Genomic DNA, 16,603 nt, shown 5'->3' with positions numbered 1-16,603 from the left:
CCTGCGCCGCCGGGGCCGCGCCGCGGCCGATCAGCGCGACGCGTGCGCCGCGCTCGCCGAGCCATGCGGCCGTCGCGACGCCCAGATGGCCGAATCCGCCGGTGATCGCGACTGCCTTGCCATTGAGATCGTGTTCCATCGATGTTTTCTCCTGGATCGAGGGTTGCTTGATGATGCGTGTTGCATGAGCCATGCCGGCCGCGGCATGCGTGCGCGGGCGGCAATGTGCCACAGGGTAGCGCCGTTCACGCATCCGTGCGCACGGTGACGAGGCTGCGACGGCGCAGTTCTTCCGTCGTTTCGCCCTGGTTGTCCGGGCACCAGCCCGGCGGCGGCAGCACGAAGCGGATCGCGGTCCACACGTCGCGGGACGTTGCGACGTCGCGGGCAAGGCTCGCCCAGTGCTCGGGCTCGACGACGAACGGATTGCGCGAGCGAGTCGGCGTGACGAGGCCGAAACGGCACGGCTCGTCGGCGCGCTCGGTGACATAGGTGCCGAACAGCCGGTCGAACTCGACCAGCACGCCACCGTCGTTCGCATCGAGATAGTCGAGGTTCAACGCGTGGTGCACGCGGTGCGCGGTCGGCGCGTTGAACACGTATTCGAGCCGACCTGCCATTTCGATCGCCACGTCGATCAAGTCGGTCGCCTCTCTCGGCGCAATCAGTCGAAAGCCTGTACCTTCCGGCTCGACGTCGTCGGACAGGCACGACTGATCGCCACGATTGAGCAGCAACACTTCCTCGACGAACGGCAACGCCGCGCATCAAGCAGGCCAGATGGAACAGGTTCTGGCCCAAGCCGTTTTCCCGGACGTTCCGGCCGGCGTGCGTGAGAACCGGGATTCCGATTCACATGATGGTTCACCCGAGCGCGTATGTGCGACTTACCACTGGTAGGATGCGCCAGCGCCGTACGTACTGCCGCCCGCTCCGTTGATCGCCACGCCTCCCTTGACCTTCAGGTTGTTCGTGATTCGGGCGGTGAAACCGACTGCCATTGCCTGATAGCCCTGGTAGCCGGCCGTTCCTATGCCGACCGAGAGCGTCTTCCCGGGATCGACTTCAGGAATCATCGTCAGCGCGGCGGCACCGGCAATGCCGGAATAGGCCATCCTTGCCACCTGGTTGACGTTCGACTGCACGGCTCCCAGTTGCGACATGTTGACCGCGTCCATCGGATTCATCCCGGGCGCAACGTTCGTGATCCTGCGTTCGTTGCCTACCGAGCCTACCGACACCGTGTTCGCCTCGCTCGCGACCGAGTTCGCGCCTAGCGCAACCGAATTCGCCGCTGTCGCTGCCGCTCCCGCACCCAGCGCTACCGAGTTGCTTCCCGCAGCGAGCGCGTTGGTACCGGCTGCCGTGGCGGAGCTGTCGACGGCCTGGGCTGCGGCGCCTGCCGTGGCCGACGCGGCCGTCATACCCTGAACAAGTTGCGCGGCGGAGGATGCTTTCGTACCGGTCGAGAGCGATCCCGAACTGGTGGACAGAGAAGCCGTCGCGGACGGTGTGGTGCTTTGCGCGGTACTGGTGCTGGTACTTGTCGAGGTCGATGTCGAGGTCGATGTCGAGAGCGCGGTGGAAGCAGGCGTACTCGTGCCTTGCGATCCCCCTTTGCCGAACCCCGGTGAGTTTATCTGCGTGGACAGGGAGGCCAGCCCCGTCGACAGCGATGTCACCGCGGTATTCAGCGTCGTCACCTTGCCGTTTGTCGTGCTCAGGCCGGTCGAAAGAGACGCAACGCCTGTGAAGAGCTGAACCACGCTGGTCGATGTGGAAACGCTCAACGTCGAAAGGTTGTTATTGACCGTGCTCAGGCTGTTGAGCCAGGAGGAAATCGAGCCGGAATACGACGTCGACAACGAGGCCAGATTGCTGTTTGTCGTGTTCAGGCTCGTGGATAGCGAAGTCACGCCGGTCGCCGCCGCGCTGATTCCCGTTGATGCCGATGTCGACAGGCTGGTGACGCTACTGTTGGTCATGATCAGGCCCGTCGACAGTGAACCGACTCTGCTGTTCGTCGTGTTCAAGCTCGTCGACAGCGAGCCGACCGTGCTGTTGGTCGTGTTCAAACCCGTAGAGAGCAAACTGACATTGCTGTTCGTCGTGGTCAGGCTCGTCGACAGCGAGCCGACGCTGCTGTTTGTCGTATTCAGGCTGGTCGACAACGAACCCACGTCGGTCGATTCCCGGGTCGACAGCGCGCCAAGGGTGCTGTTCGTGGTGTTCAGGCCGGTCGACAGTGAGGTCACGCCGCTTTGTGCCGTGCTGATGCCTGCTGCAGTCGAGGTCGACAGGCTGGCTACGGTGCTGTTCGTCGTGTTCAGGCCGGTCGACAGCGAGTTCACGCCGCTTTGTGCTGTGCTGATGCCCGCTGCAGTCGAGGTCGACAGGCTTGTCACGTTGCTGTTGGTCGCGTTCAGGCCGGTCGACAGCGAGCTCACACCGCTTTTTGCCGTGCTGATCCCTGCCGCGGTCGAGGTCGACAGGCTTGTCACGCTGCTGTTCGTCGCGTTCAAGCCGGTCGACAGTGAGCCCACACCGCTTTGTGCCGTACTGATCCCCGCCGCTGCCGAAGTCGACAGGCTCGTCACGTTGCTGTTTGTCGCGTTCAAGCCCGTCGACAGTGAGCCCACGCCGCTTTGTGCCGTGCTGATCCCCGCCGCGGTCGAAGTCGACAGGCTTGTCACGCTGCTGTTCGTCGCGTTCAAGCCGGTCGACAGTGAGCCCACACCGCTTTGTGCCGTACTAATCCCCGCCGCTGCCGAAGTCGACAGGCTCGTCACGTTGCTGTTTGTCGCGTTCAAGCCCGTCGACAGTGAGCCCACGCCGCTTTGTGCCGTGCTGATCCCCGCCGCGGTCGAAGTCGACAGGCTCGCCACGTTACTGTTTGTCGCGTTCAAGCCCGTCGACAGTGAGGTCACGCCGCTTTGTGCCGTGCTGATTCCTGCCGCGTTCGAAGTCGACAGGCTCGTCACGTTGCTGTTTGTCGCGTTCAAGCCGGTCGACAGTGAGGTCACGCCGCTTTGTGCCGTACTGATCCCCGCCGCTGCCGAAGTCGACAGGCTCGTCACGTTGCTGTTCGTCGCGTTCAAGCCCGTCGACAGTGAACCCACACCGCTTTGTGCCGTGCTGATCCCTGCCGCTGCCGAAGTCGACAGGCTTGTCACGCTGCTGTTCGTCGTGTTCAGGCCCGTCGACAGTGAGCCCACGCCGCTTTGCGCCGTGCTGATCCCTGCCGCTGCCGAAGTCGACAGGCTTGTCACGTTGCTATTTGTCGCGTTCAAGCCCGTCGAAAGTGAGCCCACGCCGCTTTGTGTCGTGCTGATCCGTGCCGCGGTCGAAGTCGACAGGCTGGCTACGTTGCTATTTGTCGCGTTCAATCCCGTCGACAGCGAGCCCACACCGCTTTGTGCCGTGCTGATCCCTGCTGCGGTCGAGGTCGACAGGCTCGTCACGCTGCTGTTGGTCGCGTTCAATCCCGTCGACAGCGAGCTGACATTGCTGTTGGTCGTGTTCAAGCTGGTCGACAACGAGCCCACGTCGGTTGACTCCTGTGTCGACAACGCACCGAGCGTGCTGTTCGTCGTGCTCAATCCCGTCGACAGTGAGCCCACACCGCTTTGTGCCGTGCTGATCCCTGCCGCGGTCGAGGTCGACAAGCTCGTCACGCTGCTGTTCGTCGCGTTCAGGCTAGTCGACAACGAACCCACGTCGGTTGACTCCTGTGTCGACAACGCACCGAGCGTGCTGTTCGTCGTGCTCAATCCCGTCGACAGTGAGCCCACACCGCTTTGTGCCGTGCTAATCCCTGCCGCGGTCGAAGTCGACAAGCTCGTCACGCTGCTGTTCGTCGTATTCAAGCCCGTCGACAACGAACTGACATTGCTGTTGGTCGTGGTCAGGCTGGTCGACAACGAGCCCACATCGGTCGATTCCTGTGTCGACAGCGCACCGACGGTGCTATTCGTCGTGCTCAGACCCGTCGACAGCGAGCCCACACCGCTTTGTGCCGTGCTAATCCCTGCCGCGGTCGAGGTCGACAGGCTCGTCACACTGCTGTTGGTCGTATTCAGGCTGGTCGACAGCGAACCCACGTCGGTCGATTCCTGTGTCGACAACGCGCCAAGGGTGCTATTCGTCGTGCTCAGGCCCGTCGACAGTGAGCCCACACCGCTTTGTGCCGTGCTGATACCGGCCGCGGTCGAAGTCGAAAGGCTCGTCATGCTGCTGTTGGTCGTGTCCAGGCCAGTCGACAGGCTCGTCACATTGCTGTTGGTCGTATTCAAGCTGGTCGACAACGAGCCCACACCACTTTGTGCCGTGCTGATCCCTGCCGCTGCAGAAGTCGACAGGCTCGTCACGTTGCTGTTCGTCGTGTTCAGGCTGGTCGACAACGAGCCCACGTCGGTCGATTCCTGCGTCGACAACGCACCGAGCGTGCTGTTCGTCGTGCTCAGCCCCGTCGACAGCGAGCCCACACCGCTTTGTGCCGTGCTGATCCCTGCTGCGGTCGAGGTCGACAGGCTTGTTACGCTGCTGTTGGTCGTGTTCAGGCTGGTCGACAGCGAGCTCACGTCGGTCGATTCCTGTGTCGACAGCGCACCAAGGGTGCTATTCGTCGTGCTCAGGCCCGTCGACAGCGAACCCACACCGCTTTGTGCCGTGCTGATCCCTGCCGCGGTCGAAGTCGACAGGCTCGTCACATTGCTGTTCGTCGCGTTCAGGCCGGTCGACAACGAGCTGACATTGCTGTTGGTCGTGGTCAGGCTGGTCGACAGCGATCCCACGTCGGTCGATTCCTGTGTCGACAGCGCACCAAGCGTGCTGTTGGTCGTGCTCAGGCCCGTCGACAGTGAGCCCACACCGCTTTGTGCCGTGCTGATCCCTGCCGCGGTCGAAGTCGACAGGCTCGTCACGTTGCTGTTCGTCGTATTCAAGCTGGTCGACAACGATCCCACGTCGGTCGACTCCTGCGTCGACAGCGCGCCGACGGCGCTGTTCGTCGTGCTCAATCCCGTCGACAGTGAACCCACACCGCTTTGTGCCGTGCTGATCCCTGCTGCGGTCGAGGTCGACAGGCTTGTTACGCTGCTGTTGGTCATGGTCTGGCTGGTCGACAATGAACTCACGTCGATCGACTCCTGCGTCGACAACGCACCAATGGTGCTATTCGTCGTGCTCAATCCCGTCGACAGTGAGCCCACACCACTTTGTGCCGTGCTGATACCGGCCGCTGCCGAAGTCGACAGGCTCGTCACGCTGCTGTTCGTCGTATTCAAGCCCGTCGACAGCGAGCTGACATTGCTGTTGGTCGTGGTCAGGCTGGTCGACAACGAGCCCACGTCGGTCGATTCCTGAGTCGACAGCGCACCAAGCGTGCTGTTGGTCGTGCTCAGGCCCGTCGACAGTGAACCCACACCGCTTTGTGCCGTGCTGATCCCTGCCGCGGTCGAAGTCGAAAGGCTCGTCACGTTGCTGTTCGTCGCATTCAGGCCCGTCGACAACGAACTGACATTGCTGTTGGTCGTGTTCAGGCTGGTCGACAACGAACCCACGTCGGTCGATTCCTGCGTCGACAGCGCACCAAGGGCGCTATTCGTCGTACTCAGCCCCGTCGACAGTGAGCCCACACCGCTTTGTGCCGTGCTGATCCCCACCGCAGCCGAAGTCGACAGGCTTGTTACGCTGCTGTTGGTCGTGTTCAGGCTGGTCGACAATGAACCCACGTCGGTCAATTCCTGCGTCGACAGCACACCAAGGGTGCTATTCGTCGTGCTCAAGCCCGTCGACAGTGAACCCACACCGCTTTGTGCCGTGCTGATCCCTGCTGCGGTCGAGGTCGACAGGCTTGTTACGCTGCTGTTCGTCGTGTCCAGGCCAGTCGACAGGCTCGTCACGTTGCTGTTCGTCGCATTCAGGCCGGTCGACAATGAACTGACATTGCTGTTGGTCATGGTCTGGCTGGTCGACAACGAACTCACGTCGATCGACTCCTGCGTCGACAACGCACCAATGGTGCTATTCGTCGTGCTCAGGCCCGTCGACAGCGAACCCACACCGCTTTGTGCCGTGCTGATCCCCACCGCAGCCGAAGTCGACAGACTTGTCACGCTGCTATTGGTCGTGTTCAGGCTGGTCGACAACGAACCCACGTCGGTCGATTCCTGCGTCGACAGCGCACCGACGGTGCTATTCGTCGTGCTCAGACCCGTCGACAGCGAGCCTACACCGCTTTGTGCCGTGCTGATCCCAGCCGCAGCCGAAGTCGACAGGCTCGTCACGCTGCTGTTGGTCGCATTCAGGCCGGTCGACAACGAACTGACATTGCTGTTGGTCATGGTCTGGCTGGTCGACAACGAGCTCACGTCGGTCGATTCCTGCGTCGACAGCGCACCGACGGTGCTGTTCGTCGTGCTCAAGCCCGTCGACAGCGATCCCACACCGCTTTGTGCCGTGCTGATCCCTGCCGCGGTCGAAGTCGACAGGCTCGTCACGTTGCTGTTCGTCGCGTTCAGGCCGGTCGACAACGAGCTGACATTGCTGTTGGTCGTGTTCAGGCTGGTCGACAACGAACCCACGTCGGTCAATTCCTGCGTCGACAGCGCACCGACGTTGCTGTTCGTCGTGCTCAATCCCGTCGACAGCGAGCCCACACCACTTTGTGCCGTGCTGATCCCTGCCGCTGCCGAAGTCGACAGGCTCGTCACGCTGCTGTTGGTCGTATTCAAGCTGGTCGACAATGAACCTACGTCGGTCAATTCCTGGGTCGACAACGCACCGAGCGTGCTGTTGGTCGTGCTCAGGCCCGTCGACAGTGAGCCCACACCGCTTTGTGCCGTGCTGATCCCTGCCGCTGCCGAAGTCGAAAGGCTCGTCACGCTGCTGTTGGTCGTATTCAAGCTGGTCGACAATGAACCCACATCGGTCAACTCCTGCGTCGACAATGCACTGACGGTACTGTTCGTCGTGCTCAGCCCCGTCGACAGTGAGCCCACACCACTTTGTGCCGTGCTGATCCCAACCGCAGCCGAAGTCGACAGGCTCGTCACGCTGCTGTTGGTCGTGGTCAGGCTGGTCGACAACGAGCCCACGTCGGTCGATTCCTGCGTCGACAACGCACCGAGCGTGCTGTTGGTCGTGCTCAGGCCCGTCGACAGTGAGCCCACACCGCTTTGTGCCGTGCTGATCCCTGCCGCAGTCGAAGTCGACAGGCTCGTCACGTTGCTGTTCGTCGTATTCAAGCTGGTCGACAATGAACCCACATCGGTCAACTCCTGCGTCGACAATGCACTGACGGTACTGTTCGTCGTGCTCAATCCCGTCGACAGCGAGCCCACACCGCTTTGTGCCGTGCTAATCCCTGCCGCGGTCGACGTCGACAGGCTCGTCACGTTGCTGTTCGTCGCGTTCAGGCCCGTCGACAGCGAGCTCACACCGCTTTGTGCCGTGCTGATCCCCGCCGCTGCCGAAGTCGATAGGCTCGTCACGTTGCTGTTCGTTGTGTTCAGGCCCGTCGACAACGAGCTGACATTGCTGTTGGTCGTATTCAGGCTGGTCGACAACGAGCTCACGTCGGTCGATTCCTGTGTCGACAGCGCACCAAGCGTGCTGTTGGTCGTGCTCAAGCCAGTCGACAGCGAGCCCACACCGCTCTGTGCCGTGCTGATCCCCACCACTGCCGAAGTCGACAGGCTTGTCACGCTGCTGTTCGTCGCGTTCAGGCCCGTCGATAGCGAACTCACACCGCTTTGTGCCGTGCTAATCCCTGCCGCGGTCGAGGTCGACAGGCTCGTCACGCTGCTGTTCGTCGAGCTCAGGCCGGTCGACAGCGAGCCCACGCCGCTTTGTGCCGCGCTGATCCCCGCCGCTGCAGAAGTCGACAGGCTCGTCACGCTGCTGTTCGTCGCGTTCAGGCCCGTCGATAGCGAACTCACACCGCTTTGTGCCGTGCTAATCCCTGCCGCGGTCGAGGTCGACAGGCTTGTCACGTTGCTATTCGTCGAGCTCAGGCCGGTCGACAGCGAGCCCACACCGCTTTGTGCCGTGCTGATCCCTGCCGCTGCCGAAGTGGACAGGCTCGTCACGCTGCTGTTTGTCGCGTTCAAGCCGGTCGACAGTGAGCCCACACCGCTTTGTGCCGTGCTGATTCCTGCCGCTGCCGAAGTCGACAGGCTCGTCACGCTGCTGTTCGTCGAGCTCAGGCCCGTCGACAGCGAGCTCAGGCCGGTTGACAGTGAGCCCACGCCGCTTTGCGCCGTGCTGATCCCCGCCGCGGCCGAAGTCGACAGGCTCGTCACGCTGCTGTTCGTCGAGCTCAGGCCCGTCGACAGCGAGCTCACACCGCTTTGCGCCGTGCTGATCCCCGCCGCTGCAGAAGTCGATAGGCTCGTCACGTTGCTGTTTGTCGTGCTCAATCCCGTCGACAGCGAGCCCACGCCACTTTGTGCCGTGCTGATCCCCGCCGCTGCCGAAGTCGACAGGCTCGTCACGCTGCTGTTCGTCGAGCTCAGGCCGGTCGACAGTGAGCCCACGCCGCTTTGCGCCGTGCTTATCCCTGCCGCTGCAGAAGTCGACAGGCTCGTCACGCTGCTGTTCGTCGTGCTCAATCCCGTCGACAGCGAGCCCACGCCACTTTGTGCCGTGCTGATCCCCGTCGAACTCGAAGTCGACAGGCTCGTCACGTTGCTGTTTGTCGAGCTCAGGCCGGTCGACAGCGAGCCCACACCGCTTTGTGCCGTGCTGATCTCCGCCGCGGCCGAAGTCGACAGGCTCGTCACGCTGCTGTTTGTCGAGCTCAGGCCGGTCGACAGCGAGCCCACACCGCTTTGTGCCGTGCTGATCCCCGTCGAGCTCGAAGTCGACAAACTCGTCACTTTGCTATTTGCCGTACTCAAACCCGTCGACAGCGAGTTCACTCCGCTCTGCGCCGTGCTGATCCCCGTCGAGCTCGAGGTCGACAGGCTCGTCACGTTGCTGTTCGTCGTACTCAAACCCGTCGACAGCGAGTTCACTCCGCTCTGCGCCGTGCTGATCCCCGTCGAGCTCGAAGTCGACAAACTCGTTACGTTGCTGTTCGTCGTACTCAAGCCCGTCGACAGCGAGTTCACGCCGCTCTGAGCCGTACTGATCCCCGTCGAGGTCGAAGTCGACAGGCTCGTCACGTTGCTGTTGGTGGTGCTCAGCCCCGTCGACAGCGAGTTCACCCCGCTCTGAGCCGTACTGATCCCCGTCGAGGTCGAAGTCGACAGGCTCGTCACGTTGCTGTTGGTGGTGCTCAGCCCCGTCGACAGCGAGTTCACGCCGCTCTGGGCCGTACTGATCCCCGTCGAGGTCGAAGTCGACAGGCTCGTCACGTTGCTGTTGGTGGTGCTCAGCCCCGTCGACAGCGAGTTCACTCCGCTCTGCGCCGTGCTGATCCCCGTCGAGCTCGAGGTCGACAGGCTCGTCACGTTGCTGTTGGTGGTGCTCAACCCCGTCGACAGCGAGTTCACCCCGCTTTGCGCCGTGCTGATGCCGGTCGAAGCCGACGTCGACAAGCTGAAAAGTTGCGAGCCGTTAACCGCATCCGTTGACGTCGATGTCACGGTCCCGGCCGTAACATTGATGATCTTGCGCGTTGCCAGCGTACCGCTGCCAGCGCCCACGCTCACCACGTTACTCTGCCCCCCGTCGGTGCTACCGTAACCCAAAGCAACGCTGTTTGACCCAGTGGCCGTCACACTGCCGCCGATTGCCACCGAGTTTTGCCCAGCGCCGGTCGCACCGTAGCCGATCGCGACGGTGTTGGACGCACTGACTCCAGCACCTGCATTCACCCCCAACGCCACGTTTCCGTTTCCGGTTAAGTTCTGCCCGGCGGCCTCTCCAATGGTCGTGTTGTAGTCCCCCGTGAGACCGTTCCCCGAATTGGCCCCGACTGCCGTGTTGTAACCGGCGCTGACTCCGCTACTGCCTTGTCCGCTGCGATATCCGTAGAACGTGCTGTAGCTCCCGCCTGCCCCAGCGTTGTTGGTCACACCACTTCCACAAATGTTGCTATTGCCGGTGCCGCCGTTTTGGCAGGTGCCGTCCGCCCACCCCACCTGCGACAATGACATGCACGCACCAGCCACCAACGCCGCAGCCGCCACCGCACGCACGCGCCGCGCCGCCCGGGTTCGCCCGCCTGACTTCCCCTGTCCCGTCGCGCTCTCCGCGACGACAACCATCTGATTCAGTCGTTTGCTGAAAATGCACTTGTAGATCTTGTTCATGTTCGCCCCCAGTTTTCATCAGCGCCAGTTCGCGGAGAGCGCTTGCAGACAGGTTCCCCAGTCCGCGCGCGCTTCTTGCCTGTATGTCACGACATCGGGATACCAGGCGGTATCGCCAAACCACCGCCAATCGGCATGCTTTTGCAAAAGCACATGCGTCTTCAGTCCAAGCGCACCCGCAAGGTTGGCGCTCGACGTACACACCGACACGATTTCATCCAGGCACTGCATTGCCGCTGCAGTCCGGCTGAAGTCGGTCAAAAAATGAGAAAGATCGGTAACAGGCAAATCGGGCACACCGGCGAGAACCGCGCGATGCTCAGTGGGCATCAGAGAATAGAAGTGCACACCGCCAATGTTTTTCAGATATGCGTTCAGCAGCTCCGACGGCACACTGCGCGCAAGCCGGTTCGACGCGGTCGAGACGGGATTGGCCGACCACACGATGCCGATATGCCGGCAGCCATCGCCCGAGCGAGACTGCGCGACCAACTGCCGCGCCGTGCGCTGATCCTCCGGCGCGGGCTTCAGATAAGCGATCGGCTCAGGTTTGTCCAGCCACAAAGGTAAATCGCCGATCGGGATTCGCCAGATTCGTGAGGACTCTTTATCGAATGTGCGAAGATCCGGCTCTTGCGTGACCATTCCCCCCAGTACCGATGCCGACGGGAAACTCTCGCGGAACAGCCGCACCAGCGCGGGCCGGCACACCACCACCACGCGCATGTTGGCCGACCGTGCCCGCTTCAGCAGCAGCGGCAAAAACGCGGCAAACAGAATCTCGTCACCGGCTCCCTGTTCGCCGGAAACAATCAATGTCGAGCCCGATTCGAACTGGCCACTCCATGTGGAATACGGAAAGCTCATGCCCTTGAGGCTGATTTCTTTGCCCGCATCGAAACGCTTCGCATAATGTGGCCAGGCGTCCCTGAACCGTCCCCTGCCAAGCAGAAAATGCGCGTATTCCCAATGCGTGACCGGATCGTCGTCTGCGGCAATTTGCGTCTCGAACAGGGCCCGGGCACGCTCATCCAGTCCCAGATAAGCGCAGCACACGGCCATTCGGTGTGCCGCCTTGTCGCGCAATCTGCCCTCGAGGTGAGCCAGCCGGTCAAAGCATTCGAGCGCCTTGTCGAAATGCTCCCGGAGCCGGAGAAGCTCGCCGTAATTCCATAACGCATTGGCACAATCCGGATCTCTTTCCAGGCAGGCGCGATACTCAACCATCGCGCGTTCTTGCTGCCCGGATTCGTGCAAGGCAACGGCCAGGTTGTAGCGAATCTGCGGATCATGCGGTGCGAGCGCGGCAGCCCGAGTGAACACCTCAAGCGCCTCGTGTGTTCGACCACCTTGGGTCAATGCCACGCCCAGGAGCAGACGCAGGAAGCCGCTGCCCTGATCGATGGAGATGGCCTGTCTCGCACACGCGGCACTTTGCTCGAAGTGCCCGACATTCAGAAGTTGCAACGCCCGCTGCGAAAGCGCGCCGACGGCCACCCGCAAGCCGGGTTCGACGTCCCCTGTCGCACCTGCTGGAAGCGGCAAACCATCGGCGATGCATGCCGGCCGTGCAGGTGGCGAATACAAGACTTTTCTGTTTTTCATGCTCACCCCGAACATGTCGTTTATCGAGCGCTCATCGCACGCGTGGGCGCTGCTCAATCGACATAGACGGAACGGTGATACGTGTAGGCAGCCATAGGGCGCCCGAAGCGTACTTGGACATGATTTCCCCGATTTTCATGTTGTCTGTTCGTCGCCTGCACTGGCGATACGGCCGTGCGGCTTGGATGTGTGCGAAACACGTGAGCAAGGAGCAGACCAGCACTCGGCAGCTCAATGATCAAGGGGCTGTGCGGTCAATGCGCGATGTGATGCAACGTTCGGACCCCAGCGTTGTTTCAGTTCTGAAACGCAAGGAGGCCATGCCGATTCGCCAAGTCCGGCGTGCGGCAAGGAAACGTACGAACGATGCGGATTTGCGTCGATGGCAAACGCTCGATTCCCACGCCTCTCATTGCCGTGATTTATCGAGAATTGTTTCAATCGTGCAACCCGTGGCCGGGCACACGACCGCTTGGGGCAGGCGTTCTTTTCGGGCATGCATGGCCCCGTCGCCATTTGCAAGCTTCCTTTTCGTGATGTCGAAACGGTCTGCATGCATGTATCCGCCCGGCCAGTTCTCGAACAGCGGCACCGCGGTCGGCCCGAACGGCCGCTCGGTCCAGCACAGCGGCGACACGAGCTGCGCGGGCGGCACCTGCTCGCACACGGGTTCGCTGACAGGCTCCGACGGCCACAGCGCAACGACGTCTGGCAGCGTGACGCGCAACGGCCCCGGCGAGTATTCGTCGAGCGGCACGATTACGGGCTCGATCGGCAACACGACCAGCCACACGGCAAAACAACTCGCGACGCAGAAGGCGGCAAATGCGTGGCGGCCGACGGCGTCGGCGAGCTGACGCACCGGGCCGCCGCCTGCGAGGCCCGACGGGCACGCAGACGAGCGTCCGGGCATAATGCGCGAGGCCGGTCCGGCGCCACGCCCGTGCCGGCCCCCTGACGGCCCGCATCACTTCCCGTCCCGAATCCTGAACTTCAATCCGTCAACTTCATGCAAGTACTCGTCGTAGGAACCGGCAAGCTGGCCAGCGAACTGCTCGACGCGCACCGGCTCGACCCCGCAACCTGCCGCGTGATCCCCTGGTCGGACAGCGCGCGCGACGATGCGCAGCGCAGCGACGCCCGAACGATCGTCGTGCATGCCGGTTCCGGCCGCGAACTTCCCGCCGTGATCGCGTTCTGCGAGGCCACCGGATCGCCACTCGTCGAACTGTCGACCGGCTCCGAGCTCGAAACCGGCTCGCACGCTTTCCCGGTCGTGCTGTGCCCGAACACGAACATCCTGATGCTCAAGTTCATGAGCATGCTGGAAACCAGCGGCCACCTGTTTCACGACTGCCGGATCAGCCTGACGGAGTCGCACCAGGCCGGCAAGACGTCCGTCCCCGGCACGGCCGTCGGGATCGGCCAGTCGCTCGGCGTGCGGCCGGAAGACATCCGCTCCGTGCGCGACCCGGACGTGCAGCGCAGCGAATTCGCGGTCGCCGAGGATCAGCTCGGCCGCCACGCGATACACCGGATACGCATCGACGACGGCGCGTGCAGCCTGCAGTTCGAATCGCGCGTGGTGGGTGCGACGCCTTACGCAGACGGCGTGTCGCGCATCGTCGACGCCGTCCGGCAGCACGATCTCGGGCACCGCCGCTATTCGATCGTCGAGTTCATCCGCAACGGCTGGCTGTAATCGCGGCGATACACGGCGGGCGGCACGCGCGCATGGCGTCGGAGACATTCATTTGCGCAACGCCGGAAGTGGTTCGGCGCTGATTTCCGACGATGTCGTCGATCGCCCGATCCGCGACATCCGGGCCGCCATGAATCTCGCGACCGGCGCCTGACGTCCCGCATGGCCGGCGGTCGAGATCGCGCCAGCCGGCTTCGCCGCCACGGCCGCTCGTGAAATTCGACGAGCAATCGCCCTGCCGCATTCGCTGGTAAGTTATCGGCCGGGGTTCATTCACCGAGACGGGGGCGCGAGTCACCACCAACGTCGGCGCCTGAACCGCTACCCTCGACCTCCGTCCGACAGGAGCGCAACCGATGACCCGCCCCGATTTCATCAAGCACTGGACCGAACTCGAAGAACCGGAAGCGCATTGCTATCGCGGCGATACCGAGCCGATGGCGCTGGACGCACCGCTTTCCGCCGAACTCGGCATCACGCGTATCGGCATTCATCACGTAAGGCTTCTGCCGGGCCGACGGACGTCCTATCCGCATGCCGAAAGCACCGAGCAGGAATTTGTATACGTGCTCGAGGGCAAGCCCGACGTCTGGATCGACGGCGTGCTTCACCCCGTTACCGAAGGCGATTCCGTCGCGTTTCCGGCAGGCACCGGCATCTGCCACACCTTCATCAACAACACGAAGGACGAAGTCAGGCTGATGGTGATCGGTGAACGTCCGCGCGACGACAACCGCATCCGCTACCCGATGAACCAGGCGTATGAACTGACCCGCGCGGACCGCTGGGTGGACTGGCCCGACAGACCGCTCGGGGACCATGACGGGACGCCGGACTGACGCCTGCGCGGAGGCCCCGGGCGGAACCCGCCGAGCCCGCTGCGCAAACGCGCAGCGGGCCGCCGGAACCGCCCTGTTCCGCCGGTCATTACCCGCTCGACCGTTACTCGCCCCCAAGCACCGCCCCGCTCTCGGGCAACGTCGCACCGCCGTCGACGACGATCGTCTGCCCCGTGATGTACGCGGCATCCGCCGATGCGAGAAACAGCATCGCGTTCGCGATATCTTCCGGCTCGCCCATCCGCGCGAGCGGAATGTCGCGCGCGATCTGCGCCGCGACCGACGCGTCGCCGAGATTGCCGGCCGCCGGCGTGCGGATCATGCCCGGCTCCACGCCGTTGACCGTCACGTTGCGGCGCGCAAGCTCCAGCGCCGCGGCGCGAATGAAGCCGTTCACGCCGGCCTTCGACGCCGCATAATGCGCGAGCCCGGGATACACGACACGCGGCCCCGTCACCGACGACGTGACGAGCAGACGCCCCGCCCCCGCGCGCTCGAATGCCGGCAACGCGGCCTGCGCGAGCCAGAACAGCGCCGACAGGTTGACCGACAGCGTCCGGTCGAGTGTCGGCTCGTCGATCTGCGTGAACGGCGTCAGCGGAAAATACGCGGCATTGTGGACGACGACGTCGAGCCGGCCACCGTCGCGCTCGACCGCCTCGACCAGTGCGCGCAGTTCGTCGCGGCTGGCGGCATCCACCCGATAGGCGCGCGCCTCGCCGCCCGTGCTCGCGAGCGCATCGGCCTGCGCGGCGGCGGCCTCGCCGTTCAGGTCGGCAAGCGCGACGAACGCGTCGGATTCCGCGAATCGGCGTGCGATTGCCGCGCCGATTCCCTGCGCGGCGCCCGTGACGAGCACGACGCGCCCGCTGAAATCCGCCCGCAGGCGGCCGCTGCCCGGCACGGCATTCATCGTTGCGCCTCGCCGCCGAGCGGATGCACGGTTTCGTTCAGCACCTGCGCGTGCGCGCCGATCGGGAAGTTCGACAGCGTGCCGAAATCGCCGCCCTGGTAGCCGAAGATCTTGCCGTCGGTCTTGCGCTGCGCGAGGTCGATCAGCACGACGCCGAGCGTGGGCACCATCTTTTCGCGCCACACGAACAGATACAGCTCGTCTGCAATCCTGAAGTAATGGCAGCGGTCGACATCGGCCAGCCCGCCTTCGACACCCTGCAGGCACTGCCACGCGTAGAAATTCTCGTTCAGGTAGATGTGCTCGTAGCATTCGGTCGGGCTATAGCGATACATCGTCCGCTTGCCGATCAGCTCGCGCGTGGGCCCGTGCAACGGCCCCGGCTGCGTGTGGCCGCCGAGCGTGCCGTGCCGGAACTCGGCCTCGACGCCCGTCAGCGGCAGCCCGCGCGCAACCCGCGTGAATGCGTCGATGCGCGTGTCGGCTTCGGTCGGCAGCGTGCCGATGACCGACGTCCAGACACCGTTGTCGAGGTCGATCACGAGATTGACCGACGTCGCGCGAGCGGCCGAATCGATGTAGTCGACGAAGTACAGCCCGTCGCGCAGCCGCGTCACGCGGCACGGCTCGCGGCCGCCCGTATCGGTCGCCGCATCGCGCCACTGCAGTGCGCCGGGCTCGAACGTATAGATGCGCCACGCACCCGATGTGTCGCCGAGCGCAAGTGTCCGCCCGGCGAGCGCATCGACGGATGCAAGGATGTTCGCTTCCGGCGCGAAGCCGTCCGCGAGCGCGCCAACCTGAATGAATACCGGATCCTGTCGTTCCACCTGCCGTCTCCCGCGCAGCTTCAGGCCCGGCGGGCCATGTACGCTGCTCATGTGCACATGGTGGGGGCTGCGCGCATCGCGCGGTATCGGCCAAAAGGATGAAGGGCGCGCGGCGCCGGAACGCGCTAAAGTGCACGACATCCGCGCCGCGACCGGCGCGAGGAGCGCACATGCACCGCGTCACCCATTACCGACGGACCGACGAAGGCATCGAGGCAATCAGCCTCGAATCCGACCGTGCATTTCCGCGCCACGCGCACGACGAATTCGGGGTCGGTGTGATCGTCAGCGGCGCGCACCGGTCGTGGAGCGGTCGCGGGCAGGTCGACGCCTCGTTGCCAGGGAAACGTGATCGCGCATTCGCGGAACGCGGTGCGGATCTGCTCGAGGTCGGCGAGATCGAATGGACTCCCGTCGCCATAGCTGGCATTGCGCGGAATTCGATCCTCGCCGAA

11 protein-coding genes and 3 pseudogenes are annotated in these 16,603 nt (G+C 63.5%); 7 read left to right on the top strand and 7 right to left on the bottom strand.

The window, feature by feature from the left end:
* The 3 genes and pseudogenes from F3J15_RS37960 to F3J15_RS38280 all read right to left on the bottom strand — a co-directional run.
* The coding region (locus F3J15_RS37960; protein ID WP_166896740.1) for a KR domain-containing protein at positions 1-139 on the bottom strand (139 nt) is incomplete at its 3' end.
* Between the two features lie 106 nt (positions 140-245).
* Positions 246-608: pseudogene (locus tag F3J15_RS34045) on the bottom strand (sterol desaturase family protein); the annotation flags it as partial.
* A gap of 279 nt (positions 609-887) precedes the next feature.
* On the bottom strand, positions 888-1,985 hold the full coding sequence (locus F3J15_RS38280) for a YadA C-terminal domain-containing protein (protein ID WP_240159383.1): 1,098 nt from the start codon (positions 1,983-1,985) through the stop codon (positions 888-890).
* Here F3J15_RS38280 and F3J15_RS38275 point away from each other — a divergent pair.
* From F3J15_RS38275 to F3J15_RS38265, 3 genes are all read left to right on the top strand, one after another.
* Complete coding sequence (locus F3J15_RS38275) at positions 1,966-5,364, top strand: hypothetical protein (protein WP_240159384.1); 3,399 nt, start codon at positions 1,966-1,968, stop codon at positions 5,362-5,364. The genes F3J15_RS38280 and F3J15_RS38275 overlap by 20 nt on opposite strands.
* Before the next feature lie 18 nt (positions 5,365-5,382).
* Positions 5,383-9,123 carry a hypothetical protein gene (locus F3J15_RS38270; RefSeq protein WP_240160164.1) on the top strand — a complete coding sequence of 1,247 codons (3,741 nt, stop codon included), beginning with the start codon at positions 5,383-5,385 and terminating at the stop codon, positions 9,121-9,123.
* 141 nt (positions 9,124-9,264) lie between these two features.
* Positions 9,265-9,690, top strand: coding sequence for a hypothetical protein (locus F3J15_RS38265; protein WP_240160165.1), 426 nt, complete (start codon positions 9,265-9,267; stop codon positions 9,688-9,690).
* 437 nt (positions 9,691-10,127) lie between these two features.
* Here F3J15_RS38265 and F3J15_RS38260 read toward each other — a convergent pair.
* Together F3J15_RS38260 and F3J15_RS34035 are read right to left on the bottom strand one after the other, a co-directional pair.
* Positions 10,128-10,259 (bottom strand): annotated as a pseudogene (locus tag F3J15_RS38260) (ESPR domain-containing protein); the annotation flags it as partial.
* Positions 10,260-10,277: 18 nt separating this feature from the next.
* On the bottom strand, positions 10,278-11,879 hold the full coding sequence (locus F3J15_RS34035) for a tetratricopeptide repeat protein (RefSeq protein ID WP_166896736.1): 1,602 nt from the start codon (positions 11,877-11,879) through the stop codon (positions 10,278-10,280).
* 551 nt (positions 11,880-12,430) lie between these two features.
* Here F3J15_RS34035 and F3J15_RS37955 point away from each other — a divergent pair.
* The 3 genes and pseudogenes from F3J15_RS37955 to F3J15_RS34020 form a co-directional block, all read left to right on the top strand.
* Positions 12,431-12,661 (top strand): annotated as a pseudogene (locus F3J15_RS37955) (hypothetical protein); the annotation flags it as partial.
* A gap of 212 nt (positions 12,662-12,873) precedes the next feature.
* On the top strand, positions 12,874-13,566 hold the full coding sequence (locus F3J15_RS34025; RefSeq protein WP_166896732.1) for a dihydrodipicolinate reductase: 693 nt from the start codon (positions 12,874-12,876) through the stop codon (positions 13,564-13,566).
* Between the two features lie 356 nt (positions 13,567-13,922).
* Positions 13,923-14,405: a cupin domain-containing protein gene (locus F3J15_RS34020; protein WP_166896730.1), complete on the top strand. Its 483-nt coding sequence runs from the start codon at positions 13,923-13,925 to the stop codon at positions 14,403-14,405.
* Positions 14,406-14,508: 103 nt separating this feature from the next.
* Here the strand turns inward: F3J15_RS34020 and F3J15_RS34015 are convergent, their stop codons facing one another.
* Positions 14,509-15,318, bottom strand: coding sequence for an SDR family oxidoreductase (locus F3J15_RS34015; protein ID WP_166896727.1), 810 nt, complete (start codon positions 15,316-15,318; stop codon positions 14,509-14,511).
* Positions 15,315-16,148, bottom strand: coding sequence for a molybdenum cofactor biosynthesis F family protein (locus F3J15_RS34010; protein WP_166896742.1), 834 nt, complete (start codon positions 16,146-16,148; stop codon positions 15,315-15,317). Before F3J15_RS34010 ends, F3J15_RS34015 begins: the two co-directional genes overlap by 4 nt.
* Positions 16,149-16,318: 170 nt before the next feature.
* Between F3J15_RS34010 and F3J15_RS37950 the strand changes: the two genes are divergently transcribed.
* Positions 16,319-16,603, top strand: a 285-nt coding sequence (locus F3J15_RS37950) for an AraC family ligand binding domain-containing protein (RefSeq protein WP_345891971.1), incomplete at its 3' end; no start/stop codon positions are given.

The sequence above is a fragment of the Burkholderia sp. Ap-955 genome, from assembly GCF_011753045.1.
Lineage (GTDB): Bacteria > Pseudomonadota > Gammaproteobacteria > Burkholderiales > Burkholderiaceae > Burkholderia > Burkholderia lata_D.
The sequence above is the reverse complement of the archived record's forward strand: the minus strand, read 5'-3'. Positions and strand labels throughout refer to the sequence as shown.